The sequence below is a fragment of the Brevibacillus sp. NPDC003359 genome, assembly GCF_042878995.1.
Lineage (GTDB): Bacteria > Bacillota > Bacilli > Brevibacillales > Brevibacillaceae > Brevibacillus.
Genome location: NZ_JBIAOR010000005.1, coordinates 1 through 13,532 on the forward strand (window position 1 = coordinate 1; position 13,532 = coordinate 13,532).

The 13,532-nt window shown below is 49.9% G+C and carries 15 protein-coding genes; 1 reads left to right on the forward strand and 14 read right to left on the reverse strand.

The annotated features are described in order from the left end of the window. Nucleotides 1–208, forward strand: a 208-nt coding sequence (locus ACFYU8_RS15730) for a hypothetical protein (protein WP_390300554.1), incomplete at its 5' end; no start/stop codon positions are given. A 329-nt stretch (nucleotides 209–537) separates the two neighbouring features. Here the strand turns inward: ACFYU8_RS15730 and ACFYU8_RS15735 are convergent. From ACFYU8_RS15735 to uvrA, 14 genes are all read right to left on the reverse strand, one after another. Beyond that, nucleotides 538–1,104, reverse strand: a complete 567-nt coding sequence (locus ACFYU8_RS15735; protein ID WP_390300556.1) for a GNAT family N-acetyltransferase — start codon at nucleotides 1,102–1,104, stop codon at nucleotides 538–540. Between the two features lie 160 nt (nucleotides 1,105–1,264). Continuing rightward, nucleotides 1,265–1,909 (reverse strand): bifunctional phosphoribosyl-AMP cyclohydrolase/phosphoribosyl-ATP diphosphatase HisIE, encoded by a 645-nt coding sequence (gene hisIE / locus ACFYU8_RS15740; RefSeq protein WP_390300558.1) that lies wholly within the window; start codon nucleotides 1,907–1,909, stop codon nucleotides 1,265–1,267. Continuing rightward, complete coding sequence (gene hisF, locus ACFYU8_RS15745) at nucleotides 1,906–2,664, reverse strand: imidazole glycerol phosphate synthase subunit HisF (protein WP_390300560.1); 759 nt, start codon at nucleotides 2,662–2,664, stop codon at nucleotides 1,906–1,908. The genes hisIE and hisF overlap by 4 nt, the downstream gene beginning before the upstream one ends. Then, a complete protein-coding gene (gene hisA / locus ACFYU8_RS15750; RefSeq protein WP_390300562.1) occupies nucleotides 2,654–3,403 on the reverse strand; it encodes a 1-(5-phosphoribosyl)-5-[(5-phosphoribosylamino)methylideneamino]imidazole-4-carboxamide isomerase in 750 nt (249 codons plus the stop codon). The genes hisF and hisA overlap by 11 nt, the downstream gene beginning before the upstream one ends. Further along, a complete protein-coding gene (gene hisH, locus ACFYU8_RS15755; protein WP_390300564.1) occupies nucleotides 3,400–4,014 on the reverse strand; it encodes an imidazole glycerol phosphate synthase subunit HisH in 615 nt (204 codons plus the stop codon). The genes hisA and hisH overlap by 4 nt, the downstream gene beginning before the upstream one ends. Nucleotide 4,015: 1 nt before the next feature. Then, complete coding sequence (gene hisB, locus ACFYU8_RS15760; RefSeq protein WP_390300566.1) at nucleotides 4,016–4,615, reverse strand: imidazoleglycerol-phosphate dehydratase HisB; 600 nt, start codon at nucleotides 4,613–4,615, stop codon at nucleotides 4,016–4,018. Continuing rightward, complete coding sequence (hisD, locus tag ACFYU8_RS15765; protein WP_390300568.1) at nucleotides 4,612–5,910, reverse strand: histidinol dehydrogenase; 1,299 nt, start codon at nucleotides 5,908–5,910, stop codon at nucleotides 4,612–4,614. The genes hisB and hisD overlap by 4 nt, the downstream gene beginning before the upstream one ends. 19 nt (nucleotides 5,911–5,929) lie before the next feature. Then, nucleotides 5,930–6,577 (reverse strand): ATP phosphoribosyltransferase, encoded by a 648-nt coding sequence (gene hisG, locus ACFYU8_RS15770; RefSeq protein ID WP_390300570.1) that lies wholly within the window; start codon nucleotides 6,575–6,577, stop codon nucleotides 5,930–5,932. 3 nt (nucleotides 6,578–6,580) lie between these two features. After that, nucleotides 6,581–7,756 (reverse strand): ATP phosphoribosyltransferase regulatory subunit, encoded by a 1,176-nt coding sequence (locus ACFYU8_RS15775; RefSeq protein ID WP_390300572.1) that lies wholly within the window; start codon nucleotides 7,754–7,756, stop codon nucleotides 6,581–6,583. Between the two features lie 181 nt (nucleotides 7,757–7,937). Beyond that, the gene (locus ACFYU8_RS15780) at nucleotides 7,938–8,441 is read right to left on the reverse strand and encodes an acyltransferase (RefSeq protein WP_106838105.1); all 504 of its coding nucleotides are present in this window, start codon (nucleotides 8,439–8,441) and stop codon (nucleotides 7,938–7,940) included. 15 nt (nucleotides 8,442–8,456) lie between these two features. After that, complete coding sequence (gene hprK, locus ACFYU8_RS15785; RefSeq protein ID WP_390300575.1) at nucleotides 8,457–9,392, reverse strand: HPr(Ser) kinase/phosphatase; 936 nt, start codon at nucleotides 9,390–9,392, stop codon at nucleotides 8,457–8,459. 155 nt (nucleotides 9,393–9,547) lie between these two features. Next, the gene (locus tag ACFYU8_RS15790) at nucleotides 9,548–9,916 is read right to left on the reverse strand and encodes a phage holin family protein (protein ID WP_390300577.1); all 369 of its coding nucleotides are present in this window, start codon (nucleotides 9,914–9,916) and stop codon (nucleotides 9,548–9,550) included. Nucleotides 9,917–9,955: 39 nt separating this feature from the next. Further along, nucleotides 9,956–10,585 carry an HD domain-containing protein gene (locus tag ACFYU8_RS15795; protein WP_390300579.1) on the reverse strand — a complete coding sequence of 210 codons (630 nt, stop codon included), beginning with the start codon at nucleotides 10,583–10,585 and terminating at the stop codon, nucleotides 9,956–9,958. Between the two features lie 65 nt (nucleotides 10,586–10,650). Beyond that, nucleotides 10,651–13,518, reverse strand: coding sequence for an excinuclease ABC subunit UvrA (gene uvrA, locus ACFYU8_RS15800; protein WP_390300581.1), 2,868 nt, complete (start codon nucleotides 13,516–13,518; stop codon nucleotides 10,651–10,653). Nucleotides 13,519–13,532 lie beyond the last annotated feature (14 nt).

Consider the following 13,532-nt stretch of genomic DNA (forward strand, 5'->3'; position numbering starts at 1 on the left):
CTCTCCAATAAAGTTTGTTACTGGTTCAAAGCTGGCAAATCATTTAATGATAGACTCATTAACGCTTTCGCTGTTCAGTTTTCAAAGAGCATTTTTTGTCGAACGTTTTACATCTTATCACGTTCGTTGTTTGCGAGTCAAGAAGTTTTTTATCGAATCTCGTTTTCTTTTCTCGTATTTTGTCGTCGTTCTTGGCGACAAGGAATAATCTATCACATATAAAATTCTAAATCAAGAGTGATTTTGAAAGTTTTTTTTATCGGTAAACGAGAAACAGCTAAAATATCGCGATACGAAAGGAAAAAGAGCGAGAAAAACATCTCGCTCTTTCTATCAAATACTCTACTATATTCAAGCTTGAACTACATAGGGGGAGAGATTTGTCAAAGGCAACCCGTACGATCTTCTCCTCCGCTTTGACCATCTCGGGAAACAAGCCGATCAAGAAAAGCAAAAGGAGTAGCCAAGGCCCTCTTTTATTGCACAAATCCTCCCCCCTTATGCAAATGCCGCTAGCGAAAAAGAAACAGGGACTTATTATTCCTTTGCTTGCTGGTAATACTCTTCGCGCAGCAGCCCCATCATGATGGTGTCATAATATTGTCCGTCTACATATTCATTTTGGCGTAGTCGTCCTTCTATAACAAAGCCTGATTTTTCATAGGCGCGGATAGCACGAGCATTTCCGCTCCACGTATCCAGCTGCACACGATTCAAGTTCAGCTTGGAAAAGAGAAAGTCGAGCAGGAGTCGCAACGTATCTGTACCGTAGCCTTTGCTCCAATACTCTTTTGCCATAATCGCAATGCCAATCGTGGCTGTCCGCGTAATGGGATTCACATCTCGGTAATCACAATTGCCGATATGCTCTCCATCCAAAGTATAGACAGAGAATACAAAACCCTTTAATTTGTCATCCGGCCGTGAAGCACGAACGATTTCCTCATACATTGCCCGCAGTGAGTCGAGCGAAATATAACTGTATGTTACCAGGCCTGAGCCCGCTGCCCATTTGGCCGCTTCTTCATCGTTGCGCCACTGGAACAATCTCTCCATATCCTCAGCAATAACTGGTCGTAATTCTACTAAATTCCCTTTGATCATTTGGTATCCTACCCTTCGATTGGTGTTTGAAAATGGAGTCTCTTTGGTTTGAAGTGAGTCTGAATTTGTTCATGGTCACCACACCTTTCACAAGTAAGATACCGATTATTCTAACAAAAAAACCACGCTCTGGAAACAGAGGTGGTTATTGCTTTATCTATTAACGACGCCTCTGAAGCTCCGTCAGTACTTCATCCAGCGGCAGCTTTTGCTCCCGTAACAGAACCATCAAGTGAAAGATCAGATCAGATGCCTCATACCGCAGCTCCTCACGACTGCGATTTTTCGCTGCAATAATGACCTCGGCAGCCTCTTCTCCGACCTTTTTCAAGATTTTGTCTACGCCTTTTTCGAACAAGTAGGTGGTGTAGGAGCCTTCCGGGCGCTCTGCCTCCCGCGCAGCAATCAATTCTTCCAGCTCACTCAAGATTGCGAACCGATCTGCTTGTACCGCCTCATCATCTGTATGTGCGGGAACATCTGTCGAGAAACAGCTGTAAGCTCCCGTATGACAAGCAGGTCCATTCGGCTCGACCATCACAACCAGTGCATCTCCGTCGCAATCATAACGCATAGCGACGATCCGCTGCGTATGTCCAGAGGTCTCACCCTTGTGCCACAATTGTTGTCTGGACCGGCTCCAAAACCATGTTTCTTTGGTAGCCAGTGACTTTTGTAGCGATTCTTCATTCATATAAGCAAGCGTCAGAACTGTCTTGCTGCCGGCATCCTGTACGATGACAGGGATTAAGCCCTTTTCGTCAAAACGCAATTTTTCTACCGCAAACTCTTCTGCTCCTGTCATGGTCGTACGACAACTCCTTTGGTTTGCAAGTACTCTTTGACCGAGTGAATCGACGTCTCGTCATAGTGAAAAATGGAAGCAGCCAGCGCGGCATCTGCCTTTCCTTGCGTCAGCACATCGTAAAAATGCTCCCTTGAGCCCGCTCCACCAGAAGCAATGACCGGAATCCCGACCGCTTCTGATACCCGCTTGGTCAATTCGAGTCCAAAGCCTTTCTTTTCTCCATCGTCGTCCATGCTGGTCAAAAGGATTTCGCCAGCTCCGAGCGCTTCTGCCTCCTGCGCCCAACGGATGACGTCCCGCCCCGTCGCATTCCGTCCACCGTGAGTATACACTTCCCAGCGATCTTCCCCGACACTTCTCGCGTCGATCGCCACGACGATACATTGTGAGCCGAAGACCTTCCCACCCTCGCGGATCAACTCCGGGCGTAACACAGCTGCTGTATTCAGCGAGATTTTGTCCGCACCCGCACGCAATATCCTTTTCATATCGTCGACGCTGTTAATGCCGCCACCAACCGTGAAAGGAATCGTAATATTTGCGGCCGTTTTTTCGATGACATCCACCATCGTCTTGCGCCCTTCGTGGGACGCAGAAATATCGAGAAAGATCAGCTCGTCCGCTCTCTCATCGCTATACTTTTTTGCCAGTTCAACCGGGTCTCCTGCATCGCGCAGTCCGACGAACTGCACGCCTTTTACCACTCGTCCGTCTTTTACATCGAGACACGGGATGATTCGTTTAGCCAGCATGCGATTCACGCCCCTCCATACGCTGGAGCGCTTCTTCCAATGTAAAAGCGTCCGTGTAGAGTGCTTTGCCAACAATCGCGCCAGAAACTCCGTCTGATGCATGGGCAGCCAGCGTCAACAAGTCGTCCAGTTGGCTGACGCCTCCCGAGGCAATCACCGATTTACCTGTAGCTATCGCCAAGGCTGCAATTTCTTCTACATTGGGTCCTGTCATCGTGCCATCGCGGGCAATATCGGTGTAAATAAACGTCTCGGCGCCATACGTAACCAACCGCTTGGCAAGCTCTGTCGCTTGCACATCTGTCGTGGTCAACCAACCTCTGGTAGCCACCAGCCCATTCCGGCAGTCCAGACCAATCGCGATTTTGTCCCCATCGTTTTGAAGAATTCGCTTCGTAAAAGGCTCGTCTTCGATTGCAGCAGTCCCGACGATCACTCGCGCAACACCCGCTTCCAAATAGTCCGCGATCTGCTCTTCTGTTCGAATGCCGCCTCCAACCTGCACGGGTACAGAGATCGAGCGCGCTATCTCCTTGATGAGCGATACATTTGCAGGCTTGCCTTCCTTTGCCCCGTCCAAATCTACGAGATGAACCCAGGACGCCCCTTGCTCTACCCAGCGCTTCGCCATCGCGAGCGGCGAATCAGCGTACACTGTCTCTTGCCCGTAATCTCCTTGGAAAAGTCGAACACACTTGCCCCCGCGAATATCGATCGCCGGATAAATGATAAAGCTCATGTCAAAACCCCCTCGCATTGAACAGCAAAGTTGCGCAGCAGCAGCATTCCTGTCTCTCCGCTCTTTTCCGGGTGAAACTGCATACCGTATACGTTGTCACGATTCACAATGGCCGTGACCTCCTGGTGATAGTCACTCGTCGCAAGCAAGACAGCAGACTGGCACAAGACATGATACGAATGGACAAAATAGACGTAATCGCCATCCTGCACACCGGCTAGTAACGGTTGCTTTTGCTTGATCATCAGTTGGTTCCAGCCCATGTGCGGTACTTTGTAATCCCCGCAAAAACGAACCACCTCACCACCGATCAGTCCCAAGCCCGTATGCTCACCATGCTCCGCACTTTTCTCAAATAAAAGCTGCATTCCGAGACAAATGCCCAAGATCGGACGACCAGATGCTGCGTATCCCTTGATCGCTTGCTCTAGTCCAAGCTCTCGTATATTGGTGATAGCATCCCCAAACGCCCCGACTCCCGGCAAAATCAACCCGCTGTAATCTTGCAGACGCTCTGCCTGAGATACGAACTCGTAAGAATAGCCTAGCCTTTCCAACGCCTTGCTCAAGCTGTACAAGTTCCCCATGCCGTAATCGATGATGCCGATCATGTTACAAAACTCCTTTTGTTGACGGGACCCCTTTTACACGCGGATCGATCGTCGTCGCTTCATCCAGTGCACGGCCCAGCGCTTTGAAAATCGCCTCGATCATGTGGTGCGTATTGTGACCGTAGTGCAGGATCACATGCAGATTGATCCGGGCCTCGAGTGCGAGCTTCCACAAAAATTCGTGTACCAGCTCAGTGGGAAACTGACCAACCATATTCGTAGGATAAGTAGCGCGATATTCCAGATGAGGACGGTTACTGATGTCAATGACGACCTGAGCGAGCGCGTCATCCATCGGGACAAAAGCATTACCATAACGCTTGATGCCCCTCTTATCTCCCAACGCTTCCCGCAGAGCATGCCCAAGACAAATCCCGATATCCTCCACGGTGTGGTGGTAGTCGATTTCGATATCTCCCTTGGCCTTGACGGACAGGTCAAAATGTCCGTGTCGGGTAAACAGGTCTAGCATATGATCCAAAAAGGGAACACCCGAATTTTGCTTGCTCTCACCCGCGCCGTCTACTCCAAAGGAAAGCGTGATCTGCGTCTCATTCGTGTTGCGTTCGATCTGTGCTGTACGTTGTTTCCCTTCACTCATCTCTTTTCACTCTCCTGCTCTTCGCTCTCAAAATCTCGTAATCGCGCAAGGATAGCTCGACCGTGCCCAGACAGTCCTTCCTGCTCGGCCAGTGCTACAATTTTATGTCCATTGTCTCGCAAATCTCGCTTGCTGTACGAAACAACACTCGACTTCTTGATAAAATCATCTACAGATAATGGCGAGGAAAAACGCGCCGTTCCATTCGTAGGAATCACATGATTGGTACCGGCAAAATAATCACCGACTGGCTCTGAGCTGTATGGGCCGAGGAAAATCGCACCTGCATTCTCCACTTTTCCGAGATGCTCAAACGGCTCCGCAGTCATGATTTCCAAATGCTCGGGTGCGATCCGGTTGATGACGGCAAACCCTTCGTCCAAATCGTCGACGAGCAAAATAGCACCGTAGTCGCGTATCGCCGCTTCTGCAATAGATTGGCGTGGGAGATCGGCAAGCTGTCGCTCAACTTCCTGTGACACCTGCTCGGCTAACGCTTGCGATGTCGTAACCAATATCGCGGCTGACATCGGATCATGCTCGGCTTGAGACAGCAGGTCTGCCGCAACGTAACACGGGTTGGCCGTTTCATCTGCGATCACAGCAATTTCACTCGGCCCTGCCACCATATCAATACTGACCAGTCCGAAAACCTCTCTCTTCGCCAACGCCACGAAAATATTACCGGGCCCAACAATTTTATCGACCACTTTGATTTGCTCCGTTCCATAGGTCAGAGCCGCAATCGCCTGTGCCCCACCTACCTTGTAAATTTCAGTCACACCTGCAATTTGGGCCGCAACGAGAATCGCAGGGTTGATTTTCCCATCCGCTCCTGGAGGTGTCGTAATGACGACTTGTGGAACACCTGCGATTTTGGCAGGAATGGCATTCATCAATACGCTGGAAGGATAAGCTGCCGTTCCGCCCGGTACATACAATCCAACACGCTGTAACGGGCGTATCAGTTGACCCAGCAATGTGCCACTCTCTTTGGTGGTAAACCAGGACTGGCGCACCTGCCGCTCGTGAAAATCCCGAATATTTTCGCTCGCTTCCTCCAATACCGCTTTGACTTGTGGGGAAACGAGCTCACTTGATTCAGCAAATTCGGCTTCGCTCACCCGGAAGCTTTGCAGATGCACACGATCAAACCGTTCTGTATAATAGCGCAATGCCTCGTCCCCTTGCTGGCGAACCGATGTGAGAATAGCCTTCACCACTTCTTGCTGTTCTCTCGTCCCTGCGTCTACCGATCGTTTCCCGTCAAATTGGCTGGCTGACATGATACGCATGGCTGTCTCCCCTTTTTCTCTAGTTCCCGCGAGGAATGACCTCTAAAAATTTTCCGGCAATCTCGTCCACCGCTTCACTTTTCATCCGATAGCTGGCTCGATTGGCAATAAGCCTCGTCGTAATTTCACAAATGCTCTCCAGTTCGACCAGGCCATTTTCCCGTAATGTCCTACCTGTCGAGACAATATCCACAATACGATCAGCCAGTCCAATCATCGGGGCTAGCTCTACGGAACCATTCAGCTTGATAACCTCAACCTGCTGTCCCTGCTCACGGAAATAACGTGACGCAATCTTCGGATATTTTGTCGCAACACGTAGCGCTTCCGTCGGTTTCCAATCTGGAAGACCCGCTACCATCATGCGACAATACCCGATATGCAAATCCAACAGCTCGTAAACATCTCGTTCTTCTTCCAATAAAACATCCTTACCGACCACTCCAACGTCAGCAACCCCATACTCTACATAAGTAGGAACATCGGTAGGCTTCGCCATAATGAACTCTAGCTTGGCATTTTCCACAGGGATGATCAGTTTACGAGAATCTTGCAGCTCCGCAGTGACCTGCAATCCAGCCTGCTGGAGGAAGTGGATGGCCTCTTCAAAAATCCGCCCTTTTGGCATGGCGATCGTCAGCTTTTGGTCGTTTTTAATGAATGCCATCTCCTACTCCTCCTGTTGTGTCATGCAAATGACCTTGGTATATCCCGCTTCTTCTCCAACCTGTGTCTCATCGTTCTTGGAGACGAGACGTGTCACCACCACGAGCCCGTCCTCACGCAATTGCTGTGCCTCTGCCAAAGCGGCGCTACGACAATCCTCCGTGTAAACAAGCAAAACTCGCGCAGGTGCTTGCCTTTTTACGAAAGGAGTGACCTGAAGCAGCCGATCCATCTTGATCGCAAAGCCTGTGGCGGATGCTGCACGCCCAAATTGTGAGAGCAATTGATCGTAGCGCCCTCCGCCCAATAGCGGGGAGCCCAAGTCTGCCGCGTACCCTTCGAAAACGATGCCTGTATAGTAGTTCAAATTGATGATCAGATTGAAATCGATCAACAAATCTTCCGTCACCCCATAGGCTTCTAACGATTCCCACAAGGAAGCAATCGTCTCGACTGCCCTCCGTGCCTTTCCGTTGCCTGCCAGTTCACGGGCGACCTCAATCTTCCCTTCCCCCCCTTGCAGGCGCAACAAGGATTCCAATCGGCTTTTTCCCTCCGTACGGATGTCTACTGCCGCGAGTAACTGCCGGAAGCCAACGAAGTCCCGCTCGTATAAAAACTGGCGGAATTGATTGCGAACATGCTCATCCTCAATCTCTTCCTCTAGAAGACCGTCTACAAAATCGACATGCCCAATGGCAATGCGAAACGTCTCCACACCCGCTGCCCGCAAACAAAACACAGCAAGCGCAATTGCTTCCGCATCCGCATCAACAGACGCATCTCCGATCAACTCGATCCCGGTTTGTGAAAACTCCGCATTCCGTCCCGCTTCCTTTTCTTGTGCCCGAAACACATTTGCCTGATAATACAACCGAATTGGCAATGGAACATCTTTATATAGGGAGGAAACAACCCTTGCAATTGGCGTCGTCATATCTGGTCGCAGGACTACGGTGTGGCCTTGTTTATCCAGGAGGCGAAACATCCGGTCCGTCAGTGTCGCGCTTGCTGCTCCTACCGTATCGAAGTATTCCAGAGAGGGTGTGGATATTTCGTCATAGCCCCATCTCTCGATACACTGCCGCAGCTCCCGCTCCAAGTGCCGTTGTTTCGCCAGTGATTCCGGCAGTATGTCCCGCATCCCGAGCGGCTTTTCGAATCCCAACGGCTTTGCCATTATTGTTCCCTCCATCACGTTCGCTTTACTCTGCTAATATGGTAATAAACTAAAGTGTTATGAAGAAGATTACCACGTCGAGTATCTTAGGTCAACCAAGATGAGAATAGTCGGAAAATTTAGCGCAAAACAAAAAACCGCCAGGATAAACACCTGACGGCTGATCACATAAGAAGAGACGCTACATCACTTCTTCCTCTGAAGCTTTCGTTCGAATGAGCTGCATGGGGTTCCCACCTACAAAGGCACCAGGCGGGACATCTTTATGAACAACCGTTCCCGCTGCGACAATGGCCCCTTTACCAATCGTTACTCCAGGCAAAATGGTAGTGTTGGCTCCCACCAGGACAGCATCCTCAATAATTACTTCTCCCAAACGGTATTCATCTATCAAATATTCATGCGCAAGTATGGTCGTATTGTACCCGATCACGCAATTACGACCGATCTTGATTTTCTCGGGAAACATGATATCCATCATCACCATCAACGCAACCGCGCTATGCTGCCCTACTTCCATACGCAAAAATGTGCGGTACATCCAGTTCTTCCACGAGACGATCGGCGTATATCTGGAGAGTTGGATGACGATAAAATTTTTCATGACTTTCCAGAAGCTTACCGTTCGATACATGTGCCAAAGCGGGTTTACCCCATTTACGGGATAACGTGTTGTCTTCCTCATATGCGTCTCTTTCTCCTACAAGTCAGAATCGGCATCTTCTAAAATGGCATTCGACTGTTTCCGAGTGAAGTGCATCGCTGCGTTGTAACCCATCCGTTTCAGACGGAAGTTCATCGCCGCAACCTCAATGATAACTGCCAGATTTCGTCCTGGTCGAACAGGTACGGTAATGATTGGAATTTCGGTATCCATGATCTTCAAGGTTTCCTCATCGAGCCCCAACCGCTCGTACATTTTATGCGGCTCCCACAGCTCTAGCTGAACAACCATCTCGATGTTCTTTACATTGCGCACGGCACCTGCACCAAACATCGTCATAATGTTGATAATCCCCACACCGCGGATTTCCAAGAGATGTTGAATCAGCTCAGGGGCGCTACCACTTAATTGCCCACCTTGTGTCTGCTTAATCTCCACTGCGTCATCTGCTACGAGTCGATGACCGCGTTTTACAAGCTCAAGTGCGGCTTCACTCTTCCCGATTCCGCTCGATCCCATAATCAGGACACCGACTCCGTAAATATCTGTGAGTACCCCATGGATCGTCGTCGTTGGAGCCAGTCGATTCTCCAGGAAGTTGGTCACTTTCCCGACTAGCGTCGTAGTCGCCAGTGGGGACTGAAGTACAGGTACCCCCAACCGATTGGAAACGTCAATCATCTCTTCAGGCACCATCTGATTACGGGTCACACAGAAGCATGGAACCTGCCCTTGCATGAGGAAGTTCATCCGTTCCAGCCGTTCCTCTGGGGTCAGCGTCTGAAAAAAGTTAGTTTCCGTCAAGCCGAACAATTGAATCCGCTCTTCCGCATAATACGAATAGTAACCGGCTAACTGCAGGCCGGGACGACTCAAATCCGTTACGGTAATTTCACGCCCCAAGCCTTCTTCTCCGCTCAAGATCGTCATATTGAAATGGTCCACTAGATGGCTCACATTCGTCTTACGCATGAAGCTTCCCCCTCACATGGGATTTTCCGTCCCTATGGTTGTGTCTCTATTGTATCGAAACCTCTGTGCTTACGACAACCTAATAAGACCTCGCATCCTTATTAGGCAAAAACCCCGTGACTCGTTTGAGAGATTACGGGGCTTTTTGAAACCTACTATCTCTTTTCTTTTTTCATCCCTACCACAACTTCAATGATGTAGCCAAAAATACTCATCAGTGCTGCTGCCACGATGACAGTGCCAATGTTGTCAGGCCATGGCCCCACTTCAAATCCATCAATAAAATAGGCAGTCAACGCAAACGTCACGGCATTAATGACAAACCAGAACAAACCGATCGTCAATACTTGCAAGGGTAACGTAAAAAACAGCAGGATTGGCCGAATCACTGTGTTTACCATCCCCAAAATCAACGTAGCCCATAGTGCCACGGTGAAATTCGCGACATAAATGGAATGGAACCAATTGCTGATCAAAAGTAACGCAGCCCCATTTAAAAGCATTTTGATTATCCAGCGGCTCATGGTGCATTCCCCCTATACAGTCTTGCCATCGCGCAACAATTAACGGATCCCGGTTACTTCCCATTCCCATTGCTCAAAAAAATTAGTCATGAATCGATGCCTGTCTTCGGCGATTTTCTGGGCAGTTTTGGTGAAAAGCTTGTCTTTGATGCGCTGCAGCTTCCACGTGTATTCCTTATAAGGTGTATGCTGATTGGGATCATCCGATTGTATGGGTTGCCCAATAACTCCAGTATAAGCAAAAACCCGAGCCACTCCAATAGCCCCAATCGAATCCAGCTTGTCGGCATCAAACAAGATCTTTTCTTCCAAGGTATGGGGAGGTCGTTCTTTTCGGAAACGATGGGCGAGAATCGCAGACTGTACACGTGAGATGAATGCTTCTGTCATACTGCGTTCTGATAGCCATTCCCCTGCTAGTCTTGCGCTGATTTCGGCATGGCACTCACCTTTTTGCCGTTCTTCTGCTCTCCCGATATCATGCAGCAATGCAGCGAGGCGCAGCACTTCCATATTTGCCCCTTCCTCGCGACCAATCCGCTCACACATCGCCATCACACGCAAATTATGCTGCCAATCGTGTGCAGGATCTTGTCCATCAAAGAGCTTCTGTGCTTCTGCCACCAGAACGGCAGGTAGTGCTGCGAGAGCTGCTTGTACGTAATCCATCTCTTCCTCCCCTATGCGTCCACCTAGCAAAGACGCCCCCCTGAATCAGGGAGGCTGTCTATCGATTACTTCGAAACGAATTGCTCTAGCTTGGCATTCGTCCGTTCTTTATCGCGTTCCAAAATCGGCTTCAAATAGATACCCGTGTACGAGCCTTCCAATTGTGCCACTTCTTCCGGTGTACCCGTTCCGATAATCTCTCCACCGCGGGTGCCGCCCTCTGGACCTAAATCTACGATGTAGTCCACCGTCTTGATCACATCGAGATTGTGCTCGATGACTAGCACCGTCTCCCCGTTTTCCACCAATCGTTGCAGTACCTTCAACAAACGATCAATGTCATCCGTATGCAGACCAGTTGTCGGTTCATCCAGAATGTAAAGCGTACGCCCTGTGCTGCGTCGATACAGCTCAGATGCGAGCTTGACACGTTGCGCTTCCCCGCCCGAAAGCGTCGTAGCAGGCTGCCCAAGCTTTACGTATCCTAGCCCTACGTCTACAATCGTCTGTAGTTTGCGCTCAATCTTTGGCAGGTTGCGGAAAAACTCTACGCCATCCTCAATGGTCATTTCTAGCACATCTGCAATGTTCTTGCCTTTGTATTTTACATCGAGCGTCTCGCGATTGTAGCGCTTGCCATGGCATACTTCGCAAGGCACATACACATCCGGCAAAAAGTGCATCTCGATTTTAATGATCCCGTCACCGCTGCACGCTTCGCAACGGCCGCCCTTGACGTTAAAGCTGAAGCGACCTTTTTTATAGCCGCGCACTTTGGCTTCGTTGGTAGAAGCAAACAGGTCGCGAATATCGTCAAAGACACCTGTATACGTTGCGGGATTGGAACGTGGTGTGCGTCCAATTGGGGATTGATCGATGTCGATCACTTTATCCAGATGCTCCAGTCCCAGAATGCGACGATGCTCACCTGGTTTCACCTTTGCTTTGTTCAAATCGCGAGCCAGTGTCTTTTGCAAAATTTCATTGATCAGCGTACTTTTTCCTGAACCAGATACACCAGTTACGGCAACAAAAACGCCTAGAGGAAGCTTCGCAGTGACGTTTTTCAGATTGTTTTCCTTCGCGCCCTCAATCTTGATCCATTTGTCCGAAGGCTTGCGACGCTCCATCGGAACAGGGATGAATTTGCGCCCGCTCAAATAAGCACCAGTCAAGGAGTTAGGGTCCTTCATGACTTCCTCAGTAGTTCCTGCCGCTACGATTTGACCGCCATGAATGCCGGCGCCCGGTCCAATATCGATAATGTAATCGCAGGCCATCATCGTATCCTCGTCATGCTCGACGACGATCAACGTATTCCCCAGCTTGGTCATATGCTCCAACGTCTTGATCAGACGCGCGTTATCCCGCTGATGCAGTCCGATACTCGGCTCATCCAAAATGTAGAGAACGCCCATCAGGCTAGAACCGATCTGCGTAGCCAGTCGAATCCGCTGCGCTTCTCCCCCGGACAGTGTTCCCGCTGCACGGCTCAGCGTCAAGTAATCCAGTCCAACATCAATCAAGAAGTTCAGTCGCGCCTTGATTTCTTTCACGATCAGATTCGCAATCTTCGTTTCCCGCTCTGTCAGCTCTAGACCATCAACAAACTGATGCGCATCGAGAATCGACAAAACAGTCAGCTCGGAAATGCTGCGCTCCCCGACCTTTACCGCAAGGCTCTCCTGACGCAATCGCTGACCTTTACATACTGGACACGGCTTTTGGCTCATGAAGCCTTCAATCTGCTCGCGGATGTAATCCGAGCTCGTCTCCAGATGACGTCGTTGCAGGTTGATTACGACACCTTCGAACGGTACGACTGCCTCGCGCACCTGCCCGAACTCGTTCTCATAGCGGAAATGAATTTTTTCGCCTTCACTGCCGTACATCAAGATTTGTCGATGTCCTGCTGTAAGCTCCTCATAAGGCACATCCATCCGAATGTTAAAATGGCGGCAAGCTGATTCCAACAGTTGTTGATAGTAAGTAGAAGTCTTCGGCTCCCATGCGCCAATCGCCCCGTCATCGAGTGTCTTCGTCGCATCGGGAACGACCATATCCGGGTCCACCTCTAGCTTCACACCCAATCCGTCACACTCGGAGCAAGCACCAAACGGACTGTTAAAGGAGAAAATCCGCGGCTCCAGATCTCCAATGGAGAAGCCGCATACCGGGCAAGCATGCTTTTCACTGAACAGCAGCTCTTCTTGCTCCATCACATCGACGATGACCTTGCCATCCGCCAAACGAAGTGCTGTCTCCAACGAGTCTGCCAGCCGTGCTTGCGCATCCGGCTTCACAACGATTCGGTCAACGACAACTTCAATGTTATGCTTCTTGTTCTTTTCCAGCTTGATGTCTTCGGACAGATCAGTAATTTCACCATTAACCCGCACACGGACAAAGCCCTGCTTGCGGATGTCCTCCAGCAGCTTGACGTGCTCTCCTTTTCGTCCTTGCACCATAGGAGCTAGAATCTGCATTCTCGTGCGCTCAGGATACTCCATCAGTCGATCGACCATTTGTTCAATGGTCTGGGATTGAATCTCGATACCATGCTCCGGGCATACCGCTCTCCCGACACGCGCATACAGCAGGCGCAAATAGTCGTAGATTTCCGTAACCGTACCTACCGTGGAACGTGGATTGCGGCTCGTCGTTTTCTGGTCAATCGAGATCGCAGGGGAAAGTCCCTCAATCGAATCCACGTCCGGCTTGTCCATTTGCCCGAGAAACTGACGGGCGTATGCAGACAAGGACTCCACATAACGGCGTTGTCCTTCTGCATAAATGGTATCAAAAGCGAGTGAGGACTTACCCGAGCCAGACAAACCCGTCAGTACGACAAATTTGTCCCTTGGAATCACTACATCAATATTTTTAAGATTGTGGGCACGTGCACCCTTTACGACAATATGTTCTAATGGCATGAAAAAAACCTCTC

Coding starts and splice junctions, on each gene's coding strand:
- ACFYU8_RS15735 (WP_390300556.1), bottom strand. CDS start 1,104: ATGATCAAAGGGAATTTAGTAGAATTACGACCAGTTATTGCTGAGGAT.
- hisIE (WP_390300558.1), bottom strand. CDS start 1,909: ATGACAGGAGCAGAAGAGTTTGCGGTAGAAAAATTGCGTTTTGACGAA.
- hisF (WP_390300560.1), bottom strand. CDS start 2,664: ATGCTGGCTAAACGAATCATCCCGTGTCTCGATGTAAAAGACGGACGA.
- hisA (WP_390300562.1), bottom strand. CDS start 3,403: ATGAGCTTTATCATTTATCCGGCGATCGATATTCGCGGGGGCAAGTGT.
- hisH (WP_390300564.1), bottom strand. CDS start 4,014: ATGATCGGCATCATCGATTACGGCATGGGGAACTTGTACAGCTTGAGC.
- hisB (WP_390300566.1), bottom strand. CDS start 4,615: ATGAGTGAAGGGAAACAACGTACAGCACAGATCGAACGCAACACGAAT.
- hisD (WP_390300568.1), bottom strand. CDS start 5,910: ATGCGTATCATGTCAGCCAGCCAATTTGACGGGAAACGATCGGTAGAC.
- hisG (WP_390300570.1), bottom strand. CDS start 6,577: ATGGCATTCATTAAAAACGACCAAAAGCTGACGATCGCCATGCCAAAA.
- ACFYU8_RS15775 (WP_390300572.1), bottom strand. CDS start 7,756: ATGGCAAAGCCGTTGGGATTCGAAAAGCCGCTCGGGATGCGGGACATA.
- ACFYU8_RS15780 (WP_106838105.1), bottom strand. CDS start 8,441: ATGAGGAAGACAACACGTTATCCCGTAAATGGGGTAAACCCGCTTTGG.
- hprK (WP_390300575.1), bottom strand. CDS start 9,392: ATGCGTAAGACGAATGTGAGCCATCTAGTGGACCATTTCAATATGACG.
- ACFYU8_RS15790 (WP_390300577.1), bottom strand. CDS start 9,916: ATGAGCCGCTGGATAATCAAAATGCTTTTAAATGGGGCTGCGTTACTT.
- ACFYU8_RS15795 (WP_390300579.1), bottom strand. CDS start 10,585: ATGGATTACGTACAAGCAGCTCTCGCAGCACTACCTGCCGTTCTGGTG.
- uvrA (WP_390300581.1), bottom strand. CDS start 13,518: ATGCCATTAGAACATATTGTCGTAAAGGGTGCACGTGCCCACAATCTT.